The sequence below is a fragment of the Nonomuraea sp. NPDC000554 genome, from assembly GCF_040300065.1.
Taxonomy (GTDB): domain Bacteria; phylum Actinomycetota; class Actinomycetes; order Streptosporangiales; family Streptosporangiaceae; genus Nonomuraea.
In genome coordinates this window covers 147,920-173,612 of the sequence record NZ_JBEPDC010000020.1, presented here as the reverse complement: position 1 = coordinate 173,612, position 25,693 = coordinate 147,920, and the positions used below count along the sequence as shown (strand labels likewise).

Genomic DNA, 25,693 nt, shown 5'->3' with positions numbered 1-25,693 from the left:
CACACCCGGAGCGTCTGCCCCGTCCCGTTCGCATGATGTGTGTTCTGGTAACAGGCGGAAGCGGGCGGCTCGGCCGGGTCCTCCTGGACGGGCTGGTGGAGTCCGGCTTCGACGTGCGCGCGGTGAGCCGCGTCGCCCGGCCCGGCTCGGGCGGCGTGCGCTGGTTCGTCGCCGACCTCACCACCGGTGAGGGCGTCGCCGAGGCCGTCAGGGGAGCGGACGTGGTCGTCCACCTGGCGTCGGCGCCGTACAAGGGGCGCTACACCGGCAGGGTCGAGCTGGGAGGGACGTCCGCGCTGCTCGCGGCGGCGCGCGACGCCGGGGTGCGGCACCTCGTCTACACCTCGATCGTGGGCGTGGACCGGGTGCCGTGGGGATACTTCCAGACCAAGGTGCGGGCCGAGCGGCTCGTCGCGGCGGGTGGCGTCCCGTGGACGATCGTCCGGGTGACGCAGTTCCACCAGTTCGTCGACCAGGCGTTCACCGGGCTTGCCCGGCTCGGGTTCATGGTCGCCGACCCGGGTGTCCCCGCCCAGCCGGTGGACGTGCGCGACGTCGCGTCCCGCCTGCTGAGCGTGGTCCGGCGAGGCCCGGCCGAGACGGTCGAGGAGTACGGCGGGCCGGAGGTGCTGTCCATGGCGGAGGCGGCCGAGCAGTGGTTGCGGGCGCGCGGGCTGCGGCGCCGCGTGCTGCGGGTGCGGCTGCCCGGCAGGTTGGGACGGGCCTTCAGGGCAGGGCACCTGACCACGGCGGCGCAGCCCGCCGGGAAGATCACCTGGGGTGGATATCTCGCTCAGCGGCCCTGAGGCGGCTGCCAGCCGGGCGTGGGCGGCTCCCCCTGCTGGGGTGGCTGCCAACCGGGCGCGGACGGCTGGCCCTGCTCTGCCTGCTGGGGATACTGCTGCCAGGCGGGCTGCTGCTGCCAGCCGGGAGCCGCCGGCTGCTGGAGCGGCGGGCGGCGGGCGACCACGGCCATGATCAGGAGGCCGATGCCGACGGCGCTGAGCAGGCTGGAGACGGCCGTCTCCACCAGGATGATCGTGTTCGCCGAGCTGATGCCCATGGAGTCGACGAGGGAGGAGAACGTGAGACTGCGGACGACGCCGAACACGACCTCGAGCAGGAGCACGAGGCACCCGGCCAGGCCCAGCATCGCCCCCCTGCCCTGTTGGCGTCTCTTCGCGACCGTCAGCACGATCCCGGTGACCAGCACGCTGCCCTGTACCAGGACGATGATCCCGGTGGTCAGCACAATGACCATGTCCACGCCTGCTTTCACCTTGGCTTCGTCTCCATAGACCGCCCCGACGTTACGGGGATCTGATCAGTTCCGCCACTGCCTTGCTGATCGACTCCAGGTCCAGCCCGCCCTGGTAGCGCCGGCCGTTCAGGAAGAGCGTGGGCGTGCCCCGTACGCCGCTCGCCATGCCCGACTCCTCGTCGCGCGCCACCCGCCGCCTGTGCTCGCGCACCTCCGTCCACGGCTCCACGTCCAGCTCGGCGGAGTAGTGGGCCAGGTCGGCGTCGGTCAGGAAGCGCTGGTTGTCGAAGAGGATGTCGTGCATCTCCCAGAACCTGCCCTGGTCGGACGCCGCCTCGGCCACCAGCGCGGCGGGCACCGCCCTCGGGTGCAGGGTGCGCAGCGGGTAGTGCCTGAACACGGTTCGCAGCTCGGGATGGCGTTCGCGGAGCTCGTCCAGGATGGGGTGCAGCCGTCCGCAGAACGGGCACTCGAAGTCGCCGTACTCGACGAGCGTCACCTTGGCGTCGGCGGGCCCGCGCACGTGGTCGTCGGAGCCGACCGGCACCGACAGCAGCTCGGGCAGCTCCTCCTCGGGCTCCGCCTCGGGCGGCGCGCACACCCCGCCCCGGTCCCACGCCATCCGGAAGATCACCCAGCCGAACAGCGCCGACAGCAGCGATCCGGCCAGGATGCCGATCTTCGCCTGGCTCTGCACCGCCGGGTCGTCGAAGGCGAGGTCCACGATGAACAGCGCCACCGTGAACCCGATGCCGGACACCGCCGCGCCGCCCAGCAGCTGGCCCCACACCAGGTTCCCCGGCAGCACGCCCCAGCCGAACCTGAGCGGCAGCCAGGTGCCGAGCGAGATGCCCGCGAACTTGCCGAGCAGCAGCCCGGCCACGATCCCGAGGGAGATGGGCGAGGTGACGGCGGTGCGCAGCGATTCGGCGTCGAGCCGGACGCCCGCGTTGGCCAGCGCGAAGATCGGCACGATCACGTAGCTGCTCCACGGGTGCAGCCGGAGCTGGAGCCGCTCGTTCACGGACACGGCCAGCCGCACCCGCCGGGTCGCCTCCCGCGCGGCCCGCGCCGACGGGTCGCTGGTGAACTCCTGGACGGCCTCGCCCGCCAGCAACAGCTTCTGATCGCTGGGCGCGTACACGAACACCAGGACGCCCAGCGCGATGCCGACCAGTGTCGGGTGCACCCCGCTCTCCAGCGTCGCCACCCACAGCGCGAACCCGAGCACGATGTAGGCGGGCGCCCGCCAGATCCGCAGCCACCGCAACGTCATGATCGCCGCCAGCAGCACGGCCGCCGTGACCAGCGCGGGGATGGACAGGCTGGCGGTGTAGAAGAGCGCGATGATGATGATCGCCAGCACGTCGTCCACGATGGCCAGCGTCAGCAGGAACGCGCGTAGCGGGTCCGGGCACCTCGCCCCCACGATGGCGAGCAGGCCCAGGACGAACGCGGTGTCGGTCGCGATGGGGACACCCCAGCCGCCCGCGCCCGGCCCGCCCGCGTTCAGTGCCAGGTAGACGGCGGCGGGAACCAGCATCCCGCCCAGCGCGGCGACGGACGGCACGGCGATCAGCCGTCGGTCCCGCAGCTGCCCGAGGCGCATCTCGTAGGAGATCTCCAGCCCGATGACGAAGAAGAAGACCGTCATCAGCCCGTCGTTCACCCAGTGGCGCAGGTCGAGTGAGAACTCCGCGCTGCCGAACGACAGCCCCATGGGCGTGTGCCAGAACGTCTCGTAGGTGTCACCCCACGGCGAATTGGCCCACAGCAGCGCCAGCGCCGTCGCGACGAGCAGCACGCTGGTGCTGCCCGCCTCGGTCTTGAAGAACGTCCGCAACATGCCCAAACCCCCCGGATGATCCTAGAGCTACCCGTTTCGGGTAGTTCAGTCGGTGGGGCGGGCGACGTGCCGGGGCGGGCCTTGCGCGCCGCTCGGCGGCGAGGGCGGGCCCGCGGGCCGCCGAGCAGGAACTCGACGGCCCGCGTCCTCCTACAGCGCGCGCAGGTACGCCAGGGACGGCATGAAGAAGTACTCGCCGCCCTTCATCGTGATCGTCTGGGCCACCTGGGCCTGCGGCGCGGACTGCTCCGGCCTGCCCCACACCTTCGGGAAGGTGACCTTGACGTTCCGGTCTCCCTGCCCGATGACGGGGTCGTGGCCGGTGCCCGGCTGCTGGAAGTCCGGGTTGTCGGCCCAGCTGTGCTGGGTGAACTCGAACTGGCTGACCAGGCTGGAGTTGAACGCCATGAACAGCAGCCCCACCTCGCCGCTCGGGCGGGTCTCCGGCGGGGAGTCGTCCCACGGGTCGTCGGTGCGCACGCCGTAGGTCTGGCCCCGCCGGACCATGAGCACCTCACGGCCGAACGAGCGCGGGTTGGTCTTGCGGATGTGACCGCTGAACGGGCACTTGCTGCCGTCGTCGGCGTCGAAGGTGAAGTCGTTGCTCACCGGGCCGCCCGCGGGCCTGGCCTTGGCGGTGATCGGGGTGCCGTCCTTGAAGCGTCCGATGAGCATGGCGCCCGCCCTGTCGCAGTCGGCGCCGGCCAGGCCCAGGTTGTCGGCGAGCTCCTGCTCGATCACCTTGAACGCGCGGACGTCCTGCTCCAGCTTCCTGAAGACGAAGTAGCTGCCGAAGTGCCTGCCAGGGTTCGGGGCCAGCGGGTCGGCCACCAGGATGTTCCCGAGCGGGAACGCCGGGTTCCAGTGCTCCTTGGGCTCCTTGTCCACCTCGTCCTTGACGAACAGCGGCTGGCTGCGGCCGTCCACGTACCCGAAGTGCTCGATGCCGTCACCCGCCGGATTGCGCATGCCCTGGCCCGTCTCCTCGCCCAGCAGCCTGGCGCTGGCGGGCAACTCGCCCAGGATCTCCTCGCGCAGCGCGGCCACCGGCTCGGGGGTCGCGTCGCCGATCAGGATCACGGCGTGGATCTCCCGCTGGTAGCAGTTCTCCCACTGGTCCACGGCCGGATCGTCGATCTCGGCGCCCCTGCGCTTCATGCCGTCGCGGAACGCCTTGTCGCCGAATCTGCGCATGTCCTCGACCGAGTGGCCGAGGTCGCGGTATCCGGCCTTGCTGATGCCGACGCCCACGTAGGGGGTGCCGCTGGTGCGGTTTCCGGCGAAGTCGCGAATCTCTTCCAGGTGCTTGCGGGCCGACTTCATCCGGGTTTCGGCGAGGTGCCGGAGAAAGCGCCGACCCTCCGGAATGTCGTTGAAGCGGACGAACAGGACGGACAGGTGCTCGCGCACGTGCGCGCGCAGGATGTTGGGCTGGAGATTGTCCAGCATCACCTTGGTGTCCGTGTCGAGCGTGGCCGAGTCCCAGGCCAGGGGTTGTGCGTTGGTCAGATCGACAGGCATTGCCGAGTCCTCTCCCCGTTGTGGTGATTCGAGCCCCCTGGTCGCGTCATCGGGAATCGGGCACAGCGCGGCTAGCTGTTAATGAGCCAAATATCCCCGTAATTCCAACGCGCCCCATTGATATGACTCCTGGGGGTGCGGCAAAGTTTCCGGTAATTCCGGTTGTTTCGATTTCCTGTTTCTTGCCGGGGAGCCGCTACTGCTGACGGTGTAGCTGAAGGATCAGCCCACAGTCTGATTCGCCGGACCTCCCCATGGTGGGAACCTCGTCGGCATGGACGCACTGCGGAAAGCCCTGGGAGCCCTCTCGGTGGTGTATGCGCTGGTCTTCTGCGTCGGTGCGGTGCTGCACACCGGCGTCGCGATCGGCCCGCTGAGCGAACCGGTGATCCCCCCGGCCACGATCGCCGAGACGCTCTGCGCGGTGGCCGTGGCCGTCGGCGCGTACGGAGCGCTGTCGGGGCGCCCCTGGGCCTGGAACGGGCTGATCTACACGCACGCCGGCGCGCTGTCGGGAGTGCTGCTCGGCATCCTGGCCCTGGCGTTCGGCGCGGGGGAGGCCACCACCCTCAACACCTGGTACCACCGCATCATGGCGACCTTACTCACGGCCGGCCTCGGCGGCGCCCTCTACGTCTCGAGGGTGCGCAGGTAGTCGGCCGCCTCGGTGACGTGCTCCTCGTTGAACACGCGGATCCCGTTCAGCTCCAGGAGCGCGGTGGTGACGCCCTTGCCGGGCGTGCGGTGGCCCCTGAACGTCCCGTCGTAGATCGACAACGCGCCGCACGACGGGCTTCCCTCCTTCAGCACCGCCAGCCTGACACCGAACGAGCGGGCCACGGCGAGCGCCGCCTGGGCTCCGGCCAGGAACTCGGCCGTCACGTCCGACCCGTCGGTGGCCAGCACCCGGGCCGCGCCCGAGAGCACGGCGGCTCCGCCGACGCCGCCCTCGATCTCGGCGGCGGGCCGGGGGATCGGCAGCCCGCCCTCCACCTCAGGGCAGAACGGCACCAGGCGGCCCTCGTCCCGCCAGGCGGCCAGCAGCGCGTCGTGGCTCGTCTTCGCGTGGCCGTCGTAGCGCACCTTCCGGCCCATCAGGCAGGCACTGACCAGGATCCGTTCCACGCAGTCGATCCTATGCGCGCATAACGGGTGGGAGACGGACGAGAGCCGCAGGAGGGAGTGTTTCCGGGGGAAATGTCGGCTGATGCGGGCGGCGAGGGTTCCTATGCGCGGCGGATCAGGGCGAGTGGGGCGAGCGAGACGGCCGCCAGGGCGATCGCGCACCAGAACGTGTACGTGAACGGTTGCGCCGCTCCTGACCTGGTGAACACCTGCAGCAGCACGGCCAGGAGCGCCACGCCGAACGACGACGCCAGGCGTACCGCGATGTTGCTCAGCGTCGATCCAGCGGGGATGGCCGCCCTGTCGAGGGTCTTGAACGCCGCTGCCGCGACCGACGGCGCCACCAGGCCGTGCCCGAGACCCAGCACGAACATCGGGACGTACCCGGGAAACGCGACGAAGGCCAGCATGCCGGCCACGGCCACCGCGATGCCCGCCGCGCCGACCCCGCGCGGGCCGCCGCGGTCGGTGAGCCTGCCCGCGATCGGCATGGTCAGCGCGGCGCCGACGCCCATCGGGGCCATCAGCAGACCCGCGTCGAGCGCACTGCCGCCCGAGGAGAGCTGGCTGTACAGCGGCACGAGCACGGTGACGCCGAACAGCGCCGCCGAGTAGCAGACCAGCGTGCCGACGGCGGCGGCGAACGTCCGGTCGCCGAACAGCCGCAGGTCGAGCAGGGTCTCCGACGTGCGCAGGGCGCGGATCACGAAGGCCGCCACCAGGGCCAGCCCGATCCACAGGGCCGGATGCGCGAGCGAGGCGCCGTTGCCCACCTCCGACAGGCCGAAGACCAGCCCGGCCAGCCCGGGGGAGAGCAGCACGAGACCCACCACGTCGAGCCTCCCGCCCCGCCGCTGCTCGCCGCCCGTCCGCGCGTTGCCCGCCGGCTCGCCGGCCCTCGAGGCGACGGCGGTCTGCCTTCGGTCCGCCCGCTCGCCGGCCGCGGGGTCGCTGCCGGTCGGCCCGCCGGGCTGCTGCTCGGCGTCCGTCTGCTTGCTGTGCGTGGGTTCGGTGTTCGCCGGGGCGGCGTTCGGGAGGAGGATGATCGCGGCCAGGAGGGCGACGGCGCAGACCGGGACGTTGACCAGGAACAGCCAGCGCCAGTCGAGGCTCTCCACGATCACGCCGCCGAGCACCGGGCCGAGGACCGGGGCCAGCATGGCGGGCACCGAGATCATGGCCATCCCCCGGCCCATCCGCTCCTGGCCGGCGGCCTGGGCGATCATTGCCTGGCCGACCGGCATGAGCAGGCCGCCGCCCAGCCCCTGCACCGCGCGGAACGCCACCAGGCTGCCGACGGACCAGGCCGCCGCGCTGAGCACCGACCCCCCGGTGAACAGCACGAGCGAGGCCAGCCAGACCGCCTTGGCGCCGAACCGTCCGACGGCCCAGCCGGTGATGGGGATCGTCATCGACAAGGCCAGCAGGTAGCCGGTGATCACCCACTGCATGGTGGCGAGGGTCGTCTGGAAGTCGCGGGCGAGGGCGTTCACGGCGACGTTCATGATCGTTGTGTCGAGGATCGTCATGATCACGCCGAGCAGGACGACGAGACCGGTGGTTCGAAGCGAGGGCGCTACGGTGTATCGCATGTCGTACAGCGTAACACCGAGCCGCTACGGTGTAGCGGCCAGACCGAGGTGTAGCGATATCCGTACGCTGTATCGTGAGGTGCATGAGTTCCGTCTGGTCGCGTCCTGCGCCGCAGCGGCGTCCCGCGCTGACCCGTGAAGCGATCGTGGCCGCGGCCATCGCCATCGCCGACGCGGAGGGCCTGGCCGCCGTCTCCATCCGGCGCGTCGCCGCCGAACTGGGCGCGCGGGCCATGAGCCTGTACACGCACATCGAGCGCAAGGAGGACCTCCTCGACCTGATGGCTGACGAGGTGGCCGCCGAGGTGCTGGTCGAGGAGCCGCTGCCCGCCGACTGGCGCGAGGCGATCCTGGTGATCGCCCGCCGCGAGCGCGAGGCCGTCCGACGCCACCCGTGGCGGGTGGACCTGGTGTCGCAGCGCGTCTCGGTGGGGCCGAACGGGCTGCGTCACGTGGAGCAGTCGCTGGCCGCCCTCGACGGGCTCGGCGTGGACGAGCTGACCAAGTGGCGCATCCTCGCTGCGATCGACGACTACTCGCTGGGCTTCACCATCCGGGAGTCGCTCGAACGCGCCGCACCGCGCACCGACGGCGTCAACGACGCCGAGCGCGCCGCGGTCGCCGAGCCGTACATGCGGGAGTTGATCGCCAGCGGCGAGTTCCCCCGGCTCGCGCCGATGATCGAGCGAGGGGTCGCGGGCGCCGACGACAACTACGAGCGCGGGCTCAACTGGCTGCTGGACGGAGTCGAAGGCGACCTGCGCCGCCGATAGCGCAACATCCTGCTCCGCGCCGATCCGTACGCGGGACAACCGTCGGAGAACGAGCACGCGCGTCTGCGTCATGACAGCTGTCATGCAGAGCCGATGACACAGCGGACTAACCTCGCCGCACGCGAGCGATCAGGGTGATGCCCATGCGTACTCGCCAATCCAGACATGCGTTAGAGACCGCCGGCAAGCGGATGATCGTCCGGGCCGCGGTGGGCGCCCTGCTCGCGGTGGGCGTCCTGACCGCACCCGGGACGGCCGCGGCGGCCCAAGCTCCTGGGCTTGACCAGCGGGCGCTCCAGCAGTCCCTCGACGCCGTCCACCAGGCCGGGATGTTCGGCATCTACTCCGGCGTGCGCGACGCGCGCCAGACGTGGCAGGGCGCGGCCGGCGTCGCCGACGTGGCGACCGGCCGCCCGGTGCAGCCGCTGATGCTGCGCCGGATCGGCAGCATCAGCAAGACCTTCACCTCGGTGGCGATCCTGCAGCAGGTGGCGCGCGGCACCGTCGAACTGGACGCGCCGGTGAGCCGCTACCTGCCCGGCCTGATCCCCGGCGATCGCGGCCACAAGGTCACCGTGCGGACGCTGCTCAACCACACCAGCGGCATCGGCGACTACGTGGGAGGGGCGTTCCCCTCGCTCCTGGAGGGCTCGCCCGCCAGCCTGGACGACAACCGATTCCGCGCGTTCGAACCGGCAGAGCTGGTGAAGTTCGGCCTGGCCGCGCCGCCGACCGGGGAGCCGGGGGCGACACCCGGGTCGTACTCCAACACCAACTACGTGATCGCGGGCCTGCTGCTGGAGAAGGTGACAGGCGTCGGCGCCGAGCGGTACATCACCCGCAACGTGATCGAGAAGGCCGGCTTGCGGCACACGTCCTTCCCCCGCACGCCGCACATCCCTGGACCGCATTCCAAGGCGTACGAGTCCCTGTTCGGGCTGATCGACCCGCCGCGCGACTACAGCGTCTACAACATGTCCTGGGCGAGCACGGCGGGCGCGGTCGTGTCGACCATGGACGACCTCAACCGCTTCTACCGGGCGCTGCTGCGCGGTGAGCTGATCGGCGGCGCGCAGCTCGCCGAGATGCAGAAGACGGTGCCCATCCTGGCCGGCGGCGCGGAGCTGCCCTACGGTCTCGGCATCTACGCCCTCGACCTGCCCTGCGGGCGGTTCTGGGGGCACGACGGCGCCGTGTTCGGCATGGCCACGCAGTCGCTGTCCAGCCCGGACGGCGACCGCCAGCTCTCCTTCGGCGTCAACTGGACGAAGTACCAGCGCGTCCATGACGACGGCACCATCGAGCCCAGCCCGATCGACTTCGCGCTCGTCGACCATGTCTCCCTGGCGCTGTGCGGTCAGCGCGAAGCCAGGACGTCGCGGGCGCCCTTCCTGCCGTTCCCCACGGGAGGGCTGCCCTTGAAGCGCTGACCCCGCTTCCGTCGGAACGCGGACGGAATCGAGGGCGACCTGCGCGGGCGATAGCCTTTCCCCCGATGAACACCACCGTTTCCACGATCGTGATCGTCTGGTCGCTGCTGCTCGCGGTGGCGAGCCTGGTCGTCGCGATCCGCAACCGGCCGATGGGCATGGTCCTGCTCGTCGGGTTCGCCGTGCTGGAGGTCGCGGTGCTGGTCCAGGCGGGCTTCGTGATCGCGGCGGTGGCCGGCGGGCAGGGCCCGGCCGACAAGGTCACGCTCTTCGGGTACGTGGGCGGCCAGATCGTGATCCCGCCCGCCGGTGTCGTCCTGGCGCTGGCCGAGCGGAGCCGGTGGGGGCCCGCGATCCTGGTGGTGGCCGGGTTCGCGATCGCGGTGATGACGGGCCGGCTGTTGCAGATCTGGCAGGGCGGCGCATGACGTCCCCCATCAGTACGGGGCCGGGCCGGGCGCTGCTCGCCGTCTACGGGCTGTTCGCGCTGGCCGCCGGGGCGCGCGCCGCCGTCCAGATCGTGCTCCGTTTCGACGAGGCGCCGCTGGCCTACTCGCTGTCGGCGTTCGCCGCGCTCGTCTACATCCTGCTCACCGTGGCCCTGGCGCGCGGCGCGCGCCGAGTCGCGCTGGCGGCGCTGGGCGTCGAGCTGGCCGGCGTCCTGGTCGTCGGCACCGCCAGCGTCGTCGACGCGGCCGCCTTCCCGCACGACACGGTCTGGTCGGTGTACGGCAAGGGGTATCTGTTCATCCCCCTCGTGCTGCCGCTGGTGGGCCTGTACTGGCTGCTGCGCAGGCGTTGACGCCCTTCCGCGGGACCCAGACCTTCGGTGTGAACTGGGAGGTTTGTCATAGGGGGCCCCGATGGTCAGGAATAAATGTTGATTTTGCTACTGTTGGGGAGGTTATTCGTCCCATGATTTGATGAGTGGAGGACCGGTCCCCCATGAGCGTGCTGGCCCAAGAGTCCCGAGGCAGAACCAGCTCCCTTGCCTGGCTCCTCGTGCTGGGGATCGTGCTCGCCGCGCTGAACCTGCGCACCGCCGTCACCTCCGTCGGCCCGCTGCTCGACCAGCTCGCCGCCGCGCTCGGCATGTCGAGCGTCGGCACCGGACTGCTCACCACGCTGCCCGTCCTGGCCTTCGCCACGGTGGGCGCGGTGACCCCCACGATGGCCAGGCGGGTCGGCGAGCACCGGCTGCTGCTGCTCGCGCTCGTGACGCTCGGCGTCGGCCTGCTGGTCCGGTCACTCGTCGACTCGGCGCCGGTGTTCCTGCTGAGCAGCGCGGTCGCGCTGTCGGGCGGGGCCGTCGGCAACGTGCTCATCCCGACGCTGATCAAGCGTCACTTCCCGGCCCGTACCGGGATCATGACCACCGTCTACACCACGGCCCTGGCGGTCGGCACCATGCTCGCCGCCGCCGCGACCGTGCCGATCGAGCGCGCGTCAGGCAACTGGCACATCGCGCTCGGCGTGTGGGCGGCGCTGGCCGTCGTCGCCGCCATTCCGTGGCTTGCGCTGCTGCGCAGTGAGCCGGAGCGCGACACCGGCCAGAGAGACGCGGGCATCCGCCAGCTCGCCAGGAGCAAGCTGGCCTGGATGGTCGCGATCTACTTCGGCACCCAGTCGATGATCGCGTACATCATGTTCGGCTGGCTCGCCACCATCCTCCTCGACAGCGGCTTCAGCACCGGCCAGGCCGGGGTGATCCTCGGGGTGTTCACCGCGCTGAACATCCCGGTGTCGATCCTGGTGCCGATGGTCGCCTCGCGCTTCCGCGACCAGCGTCCGGTCGTGGTGGGCCTGGTCGTCTCGTACACGGTCGGCTTCCTCGGGCTCTGGTTCGCGCCCGGCTCCACCGCGCTGGTCTGGGTGGTGCTCGTGGCGCTCGGCATGGGCTCGTTCCCGCTGGCGCTGATGATGCTGGCGCTGCGCACCCGCACGCCGGAGGCGACCGCCGCCCTGTCCGCCTTCGGGCAGAGCGCCGGATATCTGATGGCGGGCGCCGGCCCGCTGCTCGTGGGCGTGCTGCACCAGCTGACCGGCGGCTGGGCGCTGACGTACACGCTGATCTTCGGTGTGCTCGTCGCGCAGCTGTTCACCGGCCTGTACGCGGGACGCGACCGCTACCTGGAGGACGAACGGCTGCCGAAGGCGATCGAGCTGCCTGAAACAATAAAGAGGTGAACCAGACAGTAGTCACCTTCCCAGACGGCCAGGTTAGCGGGCGTTCGGAGATCGTCGGAACCGTGCAGGCGGGGGGTCTGCACGGCCTGATCGTCGCCGAGACGCCGTTCCATCCGCTCGACCACACCTGGCCCGACCAGCCCGCCGACCGCGGCACCATCGGCGGGCTGCCGGTCGTCGACTGCGTCTCGGGGGCACAGTCGAACGACGGCGAGGTCGTCCTCGGGGCCGACATCCCCGTCCGGCGCGGCGCCGACGGCTGGCAGTGGCTGGTCGTCCACCTGACCGAGAGCCCGCTCGACGTGGGCGCGAAAGTCGAGCTCTCGGTCGACGCCGCGTACCGGGCGGGATTGTCGGCCGGTCACACCGCCTGCCATCTGGCGGCGCTCGCGCTCAACGCGTCCCTGGCGGGCCGCTGGCGCAAGGAGGTCGCGGTCGACGGGCTCGGGAACCCCGACTTCGACCAGAGCGCGATCACGTCCTCGCGGATCTCACCGTACGGCAGCGTGGACGTCTACCGGCTGGGCAAGTCGTTGCGCAAGAAGGGGTTCTCGGCCGAAGGGCTGGACCTCGACGAGGTCGCGCACGACGCCAACGTCCGGCTCAAGGCGTGGGTGGCCGCCGGCGTGCCCGTCTGGCTCGACGTGCCCGACCGCGGGCTCACCGCCCGCCGCACCTGGCACTGCGCGCTGCCCGAGGGGGAGGCCGTGATCCCGTGCGGCGGCACGCACGTGTCGCGGACCTCCGAGCTCGGCGAGGTCACGGTCGGCCTGACGCTGGACGACGCCGCGCTGACCATGCGCACCACCGTGCGACCCTCCGGTACCTAGCGGGCGGCCAGAAAGCCAGGCTCCTCACCTCGGGGCCGAGGTCAGGAACGCGTCCTCCGGTACCTAGCGGGCGGCCAGAAAGGCCAGTACCCGCTGCCACGCGTCCTGGCAGGCCGCGGCGTGGTCGGTGGCGTGGGCGTCGAAGAAGCCGTGCGGGGCGTCCGGATAGGTGACCAGCTCGTGTTCGACCCCTGCCGCCGTCAGGGCCTGGTCGAACTCCGACACCGCCTCGGCCGGGATGCCCTGGTCCGCGCCGCCGAACAGGCCGAGGATCGGCGCGTCCAGCTCTGATGCGTGCTGGGTCGGCCCCGGCCCGTACGGGCCCGCGATGCCGGGAGCGCCGTAGAAGCCGATCACGCCCGCGAAGCCGAACCTCGGGGCCGAGGTGAGGAACGCGTTGCGTCCGCCCATGCAGAACCCGAGCGCGACGGCGGGCCTGCCCAGGTGCTCGGCGGCGGCCATGATGTCGTCCTGGATGGTGTCCCTGCCGAGTTTGGTGACGTGCTCCATGATCGGGAAGTCGGCGTCGCGGCTGTCGTCGGTCGCCGTGCGGCCGTAGTAGTCGATGGCGATGGCCGGATGCCCCTGCTCGGCCAGTCGCACGGCGAGCTGTTTGTAGAAGCCGTGCAGCCCGCGCACGTCGGGCAGGATGACCACGCCCGGCCCCCGCTGGTCGCCGGGGCGGGCCTCGTAGGCGGCGAACGCGGTGCCGTCGGCCGAGGTGAGGCGGACGGGCCCGGCGGACGTCGAGGTGAGGGGCGTGCTGTGAGCGGGTGGTGTCGCATCGTCGTCGTAACACATAGTGCGGTGAAATTACCAAAGCCAGATTGATAAAGCTAGACTTGCTTTCGTGCTCTCAGAAGATGTGCGGATCGCCGTCGGACGCCTCGCCCGGCGCATCCGCCAGCTCTACACGAACGCCTCGAACGACGAGCTCTCGTTCACCGAGCTCGCGGTGCTGTCGCGGCTGGACCGCGACGGGCCGCACACCTCGGCCCAGCTGGCGGCCCTGGAGAAGGTGACGGCGCAGGCCGTCGGCACCGTCCTGGGCGGCCTGGACAGGCGGGGGCTGGTGTCCAGGGAGCCCGACCCCGCCGACGGCCGCCGGGTCATCACCGCGATCTCGGGTGCGGGCAAGGCGGCGCTGAACAACCGCGAACGGGTCATCACGGAACGGCTGGAGGCGGCGGTGGGCACGCTCACGCCCGAGGAGCGCGCCCGGCTGGCGGACGCCCTCCCGATCCTCGCCCTGATGGCGGAACGGCTCTAGTGTCAGCACATGTTGACAAGCGGGTGCTTGTCAGCACATGCTGACACCATGAGAGTCACCGAACTGGCCGAGGCGGCCGGTGATCGCGACCCCGGCGTCGGCCTGGCGGCGGTCGCCGCCCTCAGAGCCCTGCTGGAAGAGCTGGAGGCCACGCACGTGTCCAACGCGCGCGCCCAGGGCTGGTCCTGGGAGCAGATCGCGGACGCGCTCGGAGTCAAACGGCAGTCCGCCCATCGCAAGCACGCCCGCCGGGTCAGGAGGTAGTCCTTGTTCGCCAGGTTCACCGAGGCCGCCCGCCGCGCCGTCATCAAGGCCGGCACCCACGCCCTCGACGCCGGACGTCCCGCGCTCCCCGCCGAGCTGCTGCTGCTCGGGCTGGCCGAGGTGCGTCCCTTCGCGCTCGACACGTTCACCGCGACCCCCGAGGACGTACGGGAACACGTCGACACCGGCGACGCGCGCACGCTGCTCGCCACGCTCGGCATCGACCTCGACGCCGTCCACCGCCGCACCCGGGCCGGAACCGACGACCCGGCGCTGTGGCGGCTGGGCCGCTCCCGCATCAGGCCGCTGCGCGTCACCCTGTACGGGCCGCTCGGGGCGATCCCGCTCGCCGCGCACGCGCGGAAGGCGGTCGAGGTGGCCATGTCGCGGCCCGGACCCGTCACGGGCGAGCGCCTGCTGTGGGGGCTGCTCGCCGACGGCTCCAACGGCACCGGACGGATCCTGCGCGCCACCGGCGTCGACCTCTGCGCGCTCGTCCGCGAAGCGGGCATCCCGACGGTCCGGCGCGCCGCCTGACCCTCTACCCGCCTGGCCGTGTGGCGGTTCCGCTCCACGGCAGGTGGGCGATCTTGTCGGGATTGGCGAGGAGGTAGATCGTGTCGATCCTGCCGTCCGAGACCAGCAGGGAGATGACCGTCACCACCCGGCCCCCGGCGAACAGCACCATCGCTGGGCCGCCGTTCACCTCCTGCACGCCGAACGAGAAGTCCGCATAGTCCTGGACGCCGATCGACGCCATGAACTTCGCGATGCCCTCAGGCGTCGTGGTCGACATGAGGAACCGGGTGACGTTGTCGGCACCCGTGAGAGCGCGCAGCGGTGACCTCGCCTTACCGCCGCCGTCGCTGACCAGCGTGACGTCGCTGGAGAGCAGCTCGATCAACCCGTCCAGATCGCCGTTGACGGACGCGTTGACGAACCGCTCCGTGATCCTCCTGCGCTCGCCCGGATCCACGTCGAACCGCGGCCGCTTCTCCTGTACGTGATCACGGGCCCGCTTCGCCAACTGCCGGGTCGCCGGCTCCGCCCGCCCGATCACCTGCGCGATCTCCGAGAACGGCAGGTCGAACGCCTCTCGCAGCACGAACACCGCCCGCTCCAACGGCGACAACGTCTCCAGCACCACCAACAGCGCCAACTCCACCGAAGCGGCCAGCTCGGCGTGCTCCGCCGCATCAGGCGCCGTACTGATCGGCTCCGGCAGCCACGGGCCGACGTACGACTCCCGCCGCGACTTCGCCCACCGCAGCCGATCGAGCGCCGACCTCGACGTCACCCGCACCAGGTACGCCTTCGGATCGGCCACGGCCGCCTCGTCCACCCCGGACCAGCGCAGCCACGTCTCCTGCACGACGTCCTCGGCGTCGGCGACGCTGCCCAGAATCCGGTAGGCGACACCCGTCAGCAGGCTCCGGTGCTCATCGAAAGTCGACACGAAACCTATGACGTATCACGGACGGCTCGGCGTGACACGAGGCCGCCCGTATTCCGATACACTTGGCGACGCATCGCAAGGGGCTATGGCGCAGTTGGTAGCGCGCCTCCATGGCATGGAGGAGGTCTGGGGTTCGAATCCCCATAGCTCCACTCGGAGTACGGCGAGGTGTGGTCGCGCCTTTGGCGCTTCCCCACGGTCTCCTCGTCATTTTGCCCGGGGGATGACCCCCGGACCCCCAGCGTCGGGCCAATGGGCCTCGCTTCGCTCGGGCGTATTCAATTTCACGCTTGCGCCGAGCGTTCGTAGCGGCGGTGTCAGGTGACACCGCCGCCCTTGCGCCTTCCGTGGGCCGTGTCGCCGACGAGGGGCACCCTCTCAGTGCTCGGCGAAGCTCTCGATGGCAACGCCTTGATCGCTCATAATGGAGACGAAGGGAGTGGTGTAGCTCTCGGGGCGTCCAGTCTGTCCCGAGTCGCGCCCGCTTGGTGATCCGGCGGAATGAGCACCGGACGTTGTGTGCGTCGAGAGGGGTACCGACGCTCGTGCAGAACACCAGGTTGAGATCGTGCCATGCCTCGCCTGCGGACGGCACGCCACACGTAGATGGCGATCCTGTTGTGCCTGAAGCCGACTTCGGCCACTGGTCGCCAGGACTTGGTCTTGGGTATCCAGGTGACGACGTGATCTCATTGCAACGCACGGCTTCCTCGGTGCGTACGCCTGTGCTGAGGCTCAACACCACGTAGGCGTTCAGGGCGGATGATGCAGCGGCTTTCAGCAGCGCATCGGCTTGTTCCCGGCTTGCTCGGACGTCCATCCGTGCCTTCCGGCGTGGTGACCAACTCGGCCACGTTCCTGAGGACCCTGTCGCGGGCCTGAGCTTGCCGGACGGACCGCTTCATGATGCTGTGAACCTCTCGCAGAGTCCTGGTGGCTAGCTTGGTCGCGAGTCCATCAAGCCAGTCGTCCACGTCATCCGCGGTCAGTCGTTGGAGCTTGCCGCCCCTAACGCTGGAACCACGTGAGTCTCGGCGAGCCCTGTTAGCTTGACGATGGTCGCTTTGGATCGTCCCTTGAGGCCCTTGGCGAGCCAGCCTTTGACCGCCTCACCCACGGTGTAGTTCTCCGATGTTGTGATGCCTGCTTCAAGGTCTTCGACCAGCTTCTTGAGCTTGTCCTTGACGACGGCGTTGGTCTTGCCCTTGCGCTTGGGGCGGTTGCGTCTGCCGTCGGGGGGGAACCCGAGGGAGATGGCTCCGGTGTTACCGCCTCACTTGGGGTAGATGGTCGCTTCGTATTTGCCGATCAGGATCTTGGCCAAGGGATCACCCCTTGTCGTGACGGTTGAGGTACTCCTCGATCGCCTTCCTGATCAGCCACGACACACCACGTTCCTGCGACTCGGCGTACCTGCGGAGACGGTCCTTCAGCTCCGCATCCACCCGCACGGGTGGCAGCGCCGTTCGGTCGCTCGTCATTGACGGCTTCCTTTCGTGTCATGCAGTTATCAAGAGGCGCTTGCCGGGCAGTGCGGTCGTGCCGCACATCCGGCTATTAGGCGTTGGTAGACCCATGTTCGACGCATGGCTGTCGCGCGTATGAGATCGGCGAGGCTGATCCCGTCGTTGAGGGCGCGCCTCAGTGCCGCAGTCAGCGCCTCCTCAGGTTCTCATACGGCTTCGTATCGAATGAGTTTGATAGATGACGTCGCCTGCACCTCGGCAGCCTGCCCCAGGGCTTGGACGGATATCTGATCGAGAGGTGAGCGGTGTCCCGCGCGCTGTTTCGCCGTGGCCTGTACTCCGTCGTCGTTGAGGAGGTAGGTCCGGGCGCGGCGTGGGGTGTCGTGTTCGGGGGGAGATGAGGAACTTGCCGGGGCGTCGAGGCGGTGTGCATCCCAGCCGTTCTTGAGCAGGCCCTGTCCGAGGATCAGGTCTACATCACGTTGTTCGCGGACGCGACGGGAGATGCAGACGTCCATCTAGGAGCGGACGGCTCCCTTGCCCATGGCCTTCTGCGAGGGCCGTTGGGTAACGGCCACGAGCTGCACGGCGAAGGCGCGACCGCGTCGGGCGATGGAGTCGGCGTGCACAAAAGCCTCGGGAGCTTCAGCATCGGGAGCTTCGTCGACCAGTTCGGCATACTCGTCTACCAGGATGATCAGCGCAGGCGCGTCCGGAGATGGCTCCCAGGTGCGGTGCCCGTGCCGGGCCAGGTGATCAGCCCGTCCGTCGAGCAAAGTGACCGCGTCGGCGAACAGGGCGTCGGCTTCCCGCGGGCTGGTGGCCAGCCGATCAAGGCAGGATGCCCACGGTTGCAGCTCCATCCCGCGCTTGAGATCCACACCCCAAACGAGGACGTCCGGGCAGGCGGTCAGATCGCCCAACAGGACGTTGTCGGTCCCGGACTTGCCGCGGGGCTTAGCTCGGGCGCCGCTCGCTGATGTTGCCGAGCGGCGCTCGCCCCATCACCAGGGTGGCGGCTATTTGACGACCGTCAGCACCCGCACTTCGTGGTTCGCCGTCGCGGGAGGAAAGAGACCGTTGCCGAGCCACTCGACGGTGTAGGTGTACATACCGGCCTCACGCGGCCGGTCAGTGAAGCGGTATGTCCCGTTGCTGCTGGGGTGCGCCGACGGCAGAGTCGTGGTGATGGTGCCGTTGCCGTTGCTCACAGTCCGGCGCACCTGGAGCGTGAAGCCATCGGTGGAGTTCAGGCCGTCGAATCGCAGCACCCCGTTGAAGGTCAGCGTCGTGCCGACCGGTCCGCCGGCTGGGCCTGTCAGCGTGAGGGATGGCGCGTACTTGACCGTCGCCGTCACTGAAGCCATACTCCCGCGGAAGCCGCCGTTTCCACCCCAGAACACGGTGTAGACGTGCTCTCCGCCGACCGTCGGGGTGTCGGTGACGGTGAAGCTGCCATCCGCAGCGGTTGTCACGTTGTCGAGCGGCTGGCTGGTTCCATCAGGCAGGCGATGTGTCACCGTGAGGATCTGCGCACCGGGAGCCGGCTCGCCGGGGAGTTCAAGCCGCCCGGTCAGAGCGAGCTGCCGGTTCACGAACGGGTCGGCGGGAGCCGTCAACGTCAGCGTCGAGTCCGGGCGGGTGAAGCCCTCGAGTCGCCACAGGTGGAGGCTGTCGTCGTTGGAGGACCTCAGGACAGCGAAGACGTCCGCGCCCAAGAACGCGACGCTGCCGGCGACCAAGTCGCCGATTTCGTTGTCCACCTCGTGGATCTTCGCCCCTGTCGTCGCGTCGTACATGGTGATATCGGTGCCGTAGGTGCGCCCACCTACGACCTGCTTTCCGTCCGGGCTGAGCGCCAAGCCCATCGGAAAGCCGGGGGAGCCTGGCTCCTCGCCGTAGGAACGGACCCTGGCCAGGGTGGTGGTGTCCCATCTTTCGAAGCGGTAGGGGACAGCCGATGCCGAGAGTAGGTTCGACCCGTCGGGGGTGACGACGAGTTCGATGGGGCCCGATGTCTCGTTGGTGAGGCCGTCGATCGTGCCCCGCAGCGTGGGCGTTGCGCTCACGTCGTAAACGAACATGTCGGAAGGGCTCAGTTGCCTCTCACCGACCGCCAGCGTGTTCCCGCCTGCGGCGAGCACCGGAGCGCCGAAGAGGCCGGTCGCTACGGCGACCGGCTGCGGCGCGGTCGTCGACAGATCCAGCCCGATGACGCCGCCGCCCCAGGCACTCTGGCAACCGTAGCCTACCCATAGCCAGTCACCGGAGCGCGCCAGGTTCGTCGGGCACGGATAGGCGGCAAGGTCGATGCGCCGGGTGATCTCCAAGCTGGCGGTGTCGATCTCGATGACCTGCCTGGGGCCGATCAGCGCCGCGTACAGGTGAGCGCCGTCCGGAGCCATGGCCAGCCCGTAGGCGTCGGACAGGCTGGTGATCGCGCCCACGAGCTGGCCCTTTGCGTCCGTGACAGCGATGCGGTCTCCATTGGAGACGAAGACCTTTCCGTTGCCGACGGCGATATCACCGGGCCGGTCCGACCAGCTCATACCGAGGTCTGTCGTGGAGTCGGCGGCCGAGGCGGTCGGAGTCAGGGCGAGCAGAAGCCCGGTTGCCATGGCGAAAACCGACAGGAGGCCTACCGACCGGCGTGCGAGCCGAGTGAGCAGGGGGCCGACGGGGTGAGGGCGTGCCACAGGTAACAGGCGCATCAGGGATCTCCGCTCTTGAGGATGAGGAAGTAAGGACACCTTGATCAACCCAGAGGGAGGCACTTGAGGTCAAGATCGACGTTCAGTGATGATCACAACTTGTAGAACACGTATTCGGCTAACCGGTGGTCGTCCCTACGTGGACGAACGACGCAACACGAGATACGGTCAAGCCGTCCACGGGTGTCACTCTTCGTGACACAACCAGGTCAGCGACGCGTGATCGACACCAAACCGTGATGACGCCTGTCGGCATTGCTGGGTTATCCGAAGAAGGATCCTCGGCCGCCACTGATCGCCCCAGGATCGGCGCCGCCCGCCTGGGCCGTCGGCTTATGGCAGGCAGGCGTGCTGGGGATCGTCAGGAGTTTGAGCTCAGCCGGATCACGATTAAGAAGGCTCTCGACGTTCTCAAGTCTGAGAACTTGATCGAGACGGCGCCCGGTAGGGGACTCTTCGTTAAGGACCACAGGGCGAACTAGCGAGCGTTGTTCGCCTCTGCGGTCAGGGGACTAATGGTGTCCTGGACGCTGCGCAGTTGCTCCACCTGCGGCGCGGTGTTCGAGTAAGCACGCATTAGGTCCACGGTGGACTGGGGGCCTATGGTCGCTAGCCCTTCGGGCTGGCTCCCTCGGTCCCCTCGTCGTTTAGACGGGGGGATAACCCCCCGAGCCCCCCAGCGTCGGGCTGATTGGCCTCGCTGCGCGAGGGCTGTTTTTCTTTTGGCGCCTTTGGCGCAGTGCTTGGGCTTCGCCGGGGGCGCTTCGCGTGTTGTCGGCTCAGGCTGTTTCTTCCAGTCGGGCCGGGGGCCCGACTCCTGTAGGGCCTCGCTGCGCTCGGGCGCTTTGATCTCACGCTTCGCCGTGTCGGTGTGGTGTTGTGTTTTCGGTTTGGCGGGTCGTCGGGGCTGACTGTGGGGTTCGTCGGCGTTGCTGTGAGCGCGTGTGAAGAATGCTTGGTTGGACGGGTTCGTTGGCGATGCCGTACAGCACGTCCGGCGCTGTCGTGAGTGATGCGTGCCATCGGGGTCGGGATGTTCGGCGCAGGAGAGCTGGGATAGCGCGAGAACCGCCGTGCTACGTGCCTTGTCGTATCTCATACGCCTACACGGTCAAACTATGACCTGCGCCGGCCGACGTCGCCGTCCCAGGATTCGAGAACTCCATCAGTTCGGGGTCGGCTCCGTGGCCAAGCGGTCGCCTCGTTCGACACGCGGTCGCATGGTAGATGCCACACTCCCGATCAACGCGCGTCCACACTGTTCACATGGACGAACTGCCGGAAGCGCATCATCAAGACCCCGAGCTGATGGAGTCGATCGACGAAATCCAAGAAGTTATCCGTGCGCGCATAAGGCGCCTTGATCCCAAGACCGTGCTCGAGTTTCGCGCCGGCCCGAAAGGAACCGACGAAACCGGCGTCTGGTGGTGGAACGCTTTTCAAAAGTCGTGGCAGGATAACAATCATTGGACGAACATCTTCGCCAAATCGAGTAATCGATGAAGATCCGGCTTGTCGTTCTCCAGCCCACTTCGCTGTGCAACCTCAACTGCCTGTATTGCTACGTCCCGGGACGCCGCGACGCCCGCATCATGTCGGAGGAGACTCTTGAGGTGGTCATTCGCGCGATCTTGGAAAGCGACCTGGTCGACGACCAGGTGGAGTTTCTTTGGCACGCCGGTGAACCTCTCACGGCTGGTCTGCCGTTCTATGAGCGCGCAGTCGAACTCATTGCGGCGCACAACTCTCACGCCAGAACCGTGTGGAACGCCATCCAGACGAACGGGACGCTGCTTGATGACACTTGGGCACGATTCCTGGCCGGTCACAGGTTCTCCGTCGGGCTCAGCATGGACGGGCCGTCGTTCCTGCACGACCGGCAACGACCGACATGGGGAGGGCGCGGTAGCCTCGCACGCACTCTTCGCGGCCTGCATCATCTCCGCACGCACGGTATCGAGCCCGGAGCCCTGTGCGTGCTGACGCGTAAGGCGCTGCTTCATCCCGACGCGCTGTTTGAATTCTTCCACGAAAACAGCATCAGGTGGCTGGGGTTCAACGTCGAGGAGATCGAGAACGAGCATCGCACCACATCGCTCAAAGAGGCCGACACCTCGATGATGGTAAAAGAATATCGCGCGTTCATGGAGCGGATCTGGCAGCTGTGGAGATCCTGCGCGCCCGACATGGTCATCCGTGAGTTCGAGGACATCGTGGGCCTGATCGCAGACAAGCTGGAGAATCCTTCGTACATGCGTGCTCCATACGAGACGGAGCCGTTTCGGATCATCACGGTGAGCCGAGACGGTGATGTCTCAACGTTCTCGCCCGAATTCGCTGGGGCGGCAAGCGTGCAATATGGCGGTTTCCGTCTGGGAAACCTGCATCGGGAAAGTCTTGCCGCCATGACCGCCAGCCCGCTGTCTGGCCGGCTTTCACGAGACGTCGCAGAAGGGGTCCGCCGCTGCAGGCAAACCTGCGCATACTTCGATTTCTGCGGAGGGGATTCGTGTCCAACAAATACTTCGAAAACGGGTCCCTGGCCACAACCGAGACTCTCACCTGCCGCTTGCATCGCCAAACCCTTACGGACGTGGTCGTGGAGGCCCTTGAACGCGCCGACCGGGAACGGATCGCAGCCAGTTCTGTGCGAGAGGTGTGACCCCCGCCAAGGCGCCGGGCGGTACCGATGCCGCGACATCCGCTGAACATGGACCCGGCGGGGAGGACGGGCGTTTTCAGCGGGTCCGGGACCAAGCTTTGGAAGTCTGCCGTATCCAGCATTCGATGCACGCACTGCACAGGGCGGTGTCGAGGCCTGACCTCCACCCATTGCCTGCTGAGGTGTGGTCGGTCCGCGAAGATATCTTCAATGCCGTTCCTGGGAGAGCGTGAGCTCATGGTGCATTGCTTCTAGCTGCTGTGCGGTTGGCTCATGGCGCAGTATCACCACGCCGACGCCGATCAGCAGCACGCTCAGCCCGAGCGCGGCAGTGCTGAACCGCCGGCCGCGCAGGAGTATCCCGGCCGCCAGAGAGTACGGGACCCTGCCGAGAAGGAACGTCAACAGCGTATTGCTGTTCACCCCGAGACCGGCGACGTCGGTCACTGCCCGTCCCAGCGCCCACCCGGCGGTTCCCCCGCCCATGACCAGCGGTGCCCACAGCGCTCGACGACCACCGGTCGCCCCGAGGGCCGACACCCTACGGGTGACCGTGATCACCACGATCAGGTAGGGCAGGACGGTCAACGCGCCCAGCACGGCAAAGACGCCTACGAGGCCCATCCCACCGGCAAACGCCGCCATCGCCAGGGCCTGCATCGCCATGGGCAGTGCGACCGCTCCCACCGCCCAGGCTGCGCACAGCTGGGCCGCGACCAGCGCCGGCTTCGACGTCCTCGATTCGGCGCGGCGGTGATCCTGCCGCGCAGGTGAATCGGCGGCACTGGCCCCCGAGGAGTCGATGCTCACCTCTGCCAAAAGCAACGGGGGACACCCCGTTTTGCGTGTTCGGGCCCCTGTGGACGTGCGGCAGTGGTGTGCGGGCTCGGTGTCACGAGCCGGGTAAACCGGGCGCCTGACAGGCGGTTAGTAGATCTTTTTACCCGTTTTGTCATGTTAAGGCTACGGGCGGCTACACTTCCCGAATGCGTTTTGTCCCTTTTGTCATGATTCTTTTCGCAATAGTCATGACTGTCGCCACCCCCGCATCGGCCATCACCAACGGCACCGCTGACGGAGACGGTCACCCCGAAGTGGGGGCCCTCATCTCCGACAGTCCGAACCCCGACGGCACGTGGACGTACTGCACCGGCACCCTCGTCTCGCCCACCGTCTTCCTCACCGCTGCCCACTGCGGAGAGGGAAAGATGAAGACGGCCCGGGTCTCCTTCGCCAGTCACTACCGGCCCGGAAGCAAGGTCTATACGGGTCGCTACGTGCCGGACCCGCGCTTCAGCGAGAAGGACGGGCACCATGACATGGCCGTGGTCGTCTTCGACACCGCCATCCCCGACATCAAGCCCGCCCAATTGCCTACGTTGGGCATGCTCGACCGTCTCAAGGCCGACAATCAACTGCAGTCGGCGCGATTCACTCCCGTCGGGTACGGCTCTCTGGCCCCGAAAAAGAAGAAGCCGCACGGACGGCGGTTCGTCTACACCGACACCCGCAACCAGACCTCCATCTCCTTCAAGAACCTCTCCCGCAGGTGGCTTGACCTGAGGCTGGACCTGTCCAAGGGCGACGGCAGCACCTGCTTCGGCGACTCGGGCGGCCCGAACTTCCTGGGAGGTCCCACCTCGCACCTGGTCGTCGCCACCACCATCACCGGAGCCGACAACGCGTGCAAGGCGGCCAACTACGACTACCGCCTGGACACCGCCACGGCCCGGAAGTTCCTCGGCAAGTACGTCACGCTTCCCTGACCTGCTCGCGGTGGGTGGTCAAGGCTCCGGGATGCTCTGGCGGGCTCGGCGCGTGGTCGGCCGGACGAGAGGGCGGGGTGTCGCCGTCCCTTTCGTGGTGGCATGATCATAGCTAGCCCAGCCAAGCAATCGTTTGTGTAACAGTGCTCCTGGAGGAGACCTGATGCGACGATCCAGGCGTTGGTCCCTGAGCGCGCTGGCCGGCATGTTGCTGGCAGCCGGTGCCGTCGTGGCTCCGGCGACCGCGGCGCGGGCCGAGACGTGCTCGACGAGCCTGCCCCACCCCGACGGCTTCGGCATCACCTGCTTACGGGTGGACCGGCACCCGCAGGCGGACGGGTCGGAGCTGCGCGACATCACCATGACGTCCACCGCGATCTTCCAGGCGTCCGGGGGGACCCCGGCGATCGACCCGCTCGCCCGGCAGATCACCGTCCGGATCTATCTGCCCGGCGGCTACGACCCCGCCAGGAGCGCCCGCTACCGCTCGCTCTACCTGCTCAACGGCGGCGGGGACAGCTACGACGAGTGGACGACCAAGGCCGACCTCGTCTCCCTGATCGCGTCGGTGCCCGGCCATCCGTACGACGGCATCGTCGTGATGCCGACCGGCGGGCTGAGCGGCTGGTACGCCGACTGGGCCGGACGCACCGACGGGTACTTCGCGCCCAAGTGGGAGACCTACCACATCGCCCAGCTCATCCCCTGGGTGGACGCCAACTTCAACACCGTCGCCGACCGCTCGGGACGCGGGCTCGCCGGCCTGTCGATGGGCGGCTACGGCACACTCAGGTACGCGGCCGCGCACCCCGACGTGTTCTCCGTCATCGGCGCCTTCTCCCCGGGCATCGACGTGCGGGCCAAACCCGCGCAGGGCACGCTGTCGGACTCCATGTGGCAGGCCGGCGCCTCCATCGCGCCGCTCGACCTGCTCAACGGCAAGTTCCGGGTCAACAAGTACGACGCCAACGGCCTGCCGGTGCTCGACCAGGACCAGCAGCGGCTGTACCGGCTCGACACCCTGTTCGGGGCGCACACCACCAGCGTGGTCGACGGCAGGACGGTCTACGACTGGCCGTCCGCCAACCCGGCCACCCTGGTGACGCAGGGCAGGTACGCCCCGTTCAGCGGCCGGCTCGGCCTGTACGCCGGCGGCTGCGCCGCGCTGCCCCCCGACCCCGACCATCCCGGCCAGGTTCTGTACGGCGACGGAGACGACCCCGCGCCGCCCGAGTGCGCCTACAGCACGACCTCTCCCGCCAACACCGAGGCTACGGGCGTCAACGAGGCCATCCTCGGCTCGTACGCGAGCGCCTTCGACGCCACGCTGACCGGTCTGGGGGTGGCCCACCGGTACTGCTACGGCACCGGCGGCCACGACTGGGGGTCCTGGCCCGCCGACCTGGTCGACTTCCTCCAGTACGCCTACGGCACGGCCCCGCCCCGCTGCCCCAACGCCTGACCTGACCTCGGGAGATCCGCCGGCCAGGAGGGCGGTTCCCGCGACCGGCGTCGGCGCGCATGAGGGGCGGT

28 protein-coding genes and 1 tRNA gene are annotated in these 25,693 nt (G+C 68.7%); 17 read left to right on the top strand and 12 right to left on the bottom strand.

What is annotated here, in order from left to right; genetic code table 11:
• The first annotated feature begins 35 nt into the window (after positions 1-35).
• Positions 36-806: an SDR family oxidoreductase gene (locus ABT294_RS33070; protein WP_350810237.1), complete on the top strand. Its 771-nt coding sequence runs from the start codon at positions 36-38 to the stop codon at positions 804-806.
• Here ABT294_RS33070 and ABT294_RS33065 read toward each other — a convergent pair.
• The 3 genes from ABT294_RS33065 to ABT294_RS33055 all read right to left on the bottom strand — a co-directional run bounded on the left by ABT294_RS33065 (position 794) and on the right by ABT294_RS33055 (position 4,628).
• A complete protein-coding gene (locus tag ABT294_RS33065) occupies positions 794-1,267 on the bottom strand; it encodes a single stranded DNA-binding domain-containing protein (RefSeq protein ID WP_350810236.1) in 474 nt (157 codons plus the stop codon). The two genes, ABT294_RS33070 and ABT294_RS33065, sit on opposite strands and share 13 nt — an antisense overlap.
• A gap of 43 nt (positions 1,268-1,310) precedes the next feature.
• Positions 1,311-3,107 (bottom strand): Na+/H+ antiporter NhaA, encoded by a 1,797-nt coding sequence (nhaA, locus tag ABT294_RS33060; protein WP_350810235.1) that lies wholly within the window; start codon positions 3,105-3,107, stop codon positions 1,311-1,313.
• A 150-nt stretch (positions 3,108-3,257) separates the two neighbouring features.
• Positions 3,258-4,628, bottom strand: coding sequence for a Dyp-type peroxidase (locus tag ABT294_RS33055; protein WP_350810234.1), 1,371 nt, complete (start codon positions 4,626-4,628; stop codon positions 3,258-3,260).
• Between the two features lie 274 nt (positions 4,629-4,902).
• On the opposite strand from ABT294_RS33055, the gene ABT294_RS33050 reads away from it, so the two are divergent.
• A complete protein-coding gene (locus ABT294_RS33050) occupies positions 4,903-5,283 on the top strand; it encodes a hypothetical protein (RefSeq protein WP_350810233.1) in 381 nt (126 codons plus the stop codon).
• Here ABT294_RS33050 and ABT294_RS33045 read toward each other — a convergent pair.
• The gene (locus tag ABT294_RS33045) at positions 5,259-5,753 is read right to left on the bottom strand and encodes a 2-thiouracil desulfurase family protein (protein WP_350810232.1); all 495 of its coding nucleotides are present in this window, start codon (positions 5,751-5,753) and stop codon (positions 5,259-5,261) included. The two genes, ABT294_RS33050 and ABT294_RS33045, sit on opposite strands and share 25 nt — an antisense overlap.
• Positions 5,754-5,854: 101 nt before the next feature.
• Complete coding sequence (locus ABT294_RS33040) at positions 5,855-7,345, bottom strand: MFS transporter (protein ID WP_350810231.1); 1,491 nt, start codon at positions 7,343-7,345, stop codon at positions 5,855-5,857.
• Between the two features lie 83 nt (positions 7,346-7,428).
• Between ABT294_RS33040 and ABT294_RS33035 the strand changes: the two genes are divergently transcribed.
• From ABT294_RS33035 to ABT294_RS33010, 6 genes are all read left to right on the top strand, one after another.
• Entirely contained in the window at positions 7,429-8,118 is a 690-nt protein-coding gene (locus ABT294_RS33035; RefSeq protein ID WP_350810230.1) for a TetR/AcrR family transcriptional regulator C-terminal domain-containing protein, read from the top strand.
• 143 nt (positions 8,119-8,261) lie between these two features.
• A complete protein-coding gene (locus ABT294_RS33030; RefSeq protein WP_350810229.1) occupies positions 8,262-9,548 on the top strand; it encodes a serine hydrolase domain-containing protein in 1,287 nt (428 codons plus the stop codon).
• Positions 9,549-9,613: 65 nt separating this feature from the next.
• The gene (locus ABT294_RS33025; protein ID WP_350810228.1) at positions 9,614-9,976 is read left to right on the top strand and encodes a hypothetical protein; all 363 of its coding nucleotides are present in this window, start codon (positions 9,614-9,616) and stop codon (positions 9,974-9,976) included.
• Positions 9,973-10,350, top strand: coding sequence for a hypothetical protein (locus ABT294_RS33020; protein ID WP_350810227.1), 378 nt, complete (start codon positions 9,973-9,975; stop codon positions 10,348-10,350). Before ABT294_RS33025 ends, ABT294_RS33020 begins: the two co-directional genes overlap by 4 nt.
• Positions 10,351-10,475: 125 nt before the next feature.
• Positions 10,476-11,735 carry a CynX/NimT family MFS transporter gene (locus ABT294_RS33015; RefSeq protein ID WP_350810226.1) on the top strand — a complete coding sequence of 420 codons (1,260 nt, stop codon included), beginning with the start codon at positions 10,476-10,478 and terminating at the stop codon, positions 11,733-11,735.
• Positions 11,736-11,797: 62 nt separating this feature from the next.
• Entirely contained in the window at positions 11,798-12,565 is a 768-nt protein-coding gene (locus tag ABT294_RS33010) for an alanyl-tRNA editing protein (protein ID WP_350810225.1), read from the top strand.
• Positions 12,566-12,628: 63 nt separating this feature from the next.
• On the opposite strand, the gene ABT294_RS33005 is transcribed toward ABT294_RS33010, so the two are convergent.
• Complete coding sequence (locus ABT294_RS33005) at positions 12,629-13,366, bottom strand: dienelactone hydrolase family protein (RefSeq protein WP_350810224.1); 738 nt, start codon at positions 13,364-13,366, stop codon at positions 12,629-12,631.
• 49 nt (positions 13,367-13,415) lie between these two features.
• On the opposite strand from ABT294_RS33005, the gene ABT294_RS33000 reads away from it, so the two are divergent.
• The 3 genes from ABT294_RS33000 to ABT294_RS32990 are packed head-to-tail and all read left to right on the top strand — an operon-like array spanning position 13,416 to position 14,636.
• A complete protein-coding gene (locus tag ABT294_RS33000; RefSeq protein ID WP_350810223.1) occupies positions 13,416-13,835 on the top strand; it encodes a MarR family winged helix-turn-helix transcriptional regulator in 420 nt (139 codons plus the stop codon).
• A 48-nt stretch (positions 13,836-13,883) separates the two neighbouring features.
• Positions 13,884-14,099 (top strand): helix-turn-helix domain-containing protein, encoded by a 216-nt coding sequence (locus ABT294_RS32995; RefSeq protein WP_350810222.1) that lies wholly within the window; start codon positions 13,884-13,886, stop codon positions 14,097-14,099.
• A 3-nt stretch (positions 14,100-14,102) separates the two neighbouring features.
• Complete coding sequence (locus ABT294_RS32990) at positions 14,103-14,636, top strand: Clp protease N-terminal domain-containing protein (RefSeq protein WP_350810221.1); 534 nt, start codon at positions 14,103-14,105, stop codon at positions 14,634-14,636.
• Positions 14,637-14,640: 4 nt separating this feature from the next.
• Here ABT294_RS32990 and ABT294_RS32985 read toward each other — a convergent pair whose 3' ends face one another.
• Positions 14,641-15,564 carry an RNA polymerase sigma-70 factor gene (locus tag ABT294_RS32985; protein ID WP_502912182.1) on the bottom strand — a complete coding sequence of 308 codons (924 nt, stop codon included), beginning with the start codon at positions 15,562-15,564 and terminating at the stop codon, positions 14,641-14,643.
• 70 nt (positions 15,565-15,634) lie between these two features.
• Here ABT294_RS32985 and ABT294_RS32980 point away from each other — a divergent pair.
• Positions 15,635-15,707, top strand: a tRNA-Ala gene (locus ABT294_RS32980).
• A gap of 1,176 nt (positions 15,708-16,883) precedes the next feature.
• Here ABT294_RS32980 and ABT294_RS32975 read toward each other — a convergent pair.
• From ABT294_RS32975 to ABT294_RS32960, 4 genes are all read right to left on the bottom strand, one after another.
• Complete coding sequence (locus ABT294_RS32975) at positions 16,884-17,036, bottom strand: CopG family ribbon-helix-helix protein (protein WP_350810219.1); 153 nt, start codon at positions 17,034-17,036, stop codon at positions 16,884-16,886.
• Positions 17,037-17,227: 191 nt separating this feature from the next.
• Positions 17,228-17,539 carry a hypothetical protein gene (locus tag ABT294_RS32970; protein WP_350810218.1) on the bottom strand — a complete coding sequence of 104 codons (312 nt, stop codon included), beginning with the start codon at positions 17,537-17,539 and terminating at the stop codon, positions 17,228-17,230.
• Positions 17,540-17,944: a hypothetical protein gene (locus ABT294_RS32965; RefSeq protein WP_350810217.1), complete on the bottom strand. Its 405-nt coding sequence runs from the start codon at positions 17,942-17,944 to the stop codon at positions 17,540-17,542.
• Positions 17,945-18,040: 96 nt separating this feature from the next.
• Entirely contained in the window at positions 18,041-19,639 is a 1,599-nt protein-coding gene (locus tag ABT294_RS32960; protein ID WP_350810216.1) for a hypothetical protein, read from the bottom strand.
• A gap of 332 nt (positions 19,640-19,971) precedes the next feature.
• Between ABT294_RS32960 and ABT294_RS32955 the strand changes: the two genes are divergently transcribed.
• From ABT294_RS32955 to grrM, 3 genes are all read left to right on the top strand, one after another.
• The gene (locus ABT294_RS32955; RefSeq protein ID WP_350810215.1) at positions 19,972-20,214 is read left to right on the top strand and encodes a GntR family transcriptional regulator; all 243 of its coding nucleotides are present in this window, start codon (positions 19,972-19,974) and stop codon (positions 20,212-20,214) included.
• A gap of 784 nt (positions 20,215-20,998) precedes the next feature.
• Positions 20,999-21,235 (top strand): hypothetical protein, encoded by a 237-nt coding sequence (locus ABT294_RS32950; RefSeq protein WP_350810214.1) that lies wholly within the window; start codon positions 20,999-21,001, stop codon positions 21,233-21,235.
• Positions 21,232-22,440 carry a cyclophane-forming radical SAM/SPASM peptide maturase GrrM/OscB gene (gene grrM / locus ABT294_RS32945; RefSeq protein WP_350810213.1) on the top strand — a complete coding sequence of 403 codons (1,209 nt, stop codon included), beginning with the start codon at positions 21,232-21,234 and terminating at the stop codon, positions 22,438-22,440. Before ABT294_RS32950 ends, grrM begins: the two co-directional genes overlap by 4 nt.
• Before the next feature lie 161 nt (positions 22,441-22,601).
• Here the strand turns inward: grrM and ABT294_RS32940 are convergent, their stop codons facing one another.
• On the bottom strand, positions 22,602-23,204 hold the full coding sequence (locus tag ABT294_RS32940; protein ID WP_350810212.1) for a hypothetical protein: 603 nt from the start codon (positions 23,202-23,204) through the stop codon (positions 22,602-22,604).
• Positions 23,205-23,422: 218 nt separating this feature from the next.
• Here ABT294_RS32940 and ABT294_RS32935 point away from each other — a divergent pair, with 218 nt between their 5' ends.
• Together ABT294_RS32935 and ABT294_RS32930 are read left to right on the top strand one after the other, a co-directional pair.
• Positions 23,423-24,160, top strand: a complete 738-nt coding sequence (locus ABT294_RS32935) for a trypsin-like serine protease (protein ID WP_350810211.1) — start codon at positions 23,423-23,425, stop codon at positions 24,158-24,160.
• A 163-nt stretch (positions 24,161-24,323) separates the two neighbouring features.
• Positions 24,324-25,622, top strand: coding sequence for an alpha/beta hydrolase (locus tag ABT294_RS32930; RefSeq protein ID WP_350810210.1), 1,299 nt, complete (start codon positions 24,324-24,326; stop codon positions 25,620-25,622).
• Positions 25,623-25,693 lie beyond the last annotated feature (71 nt).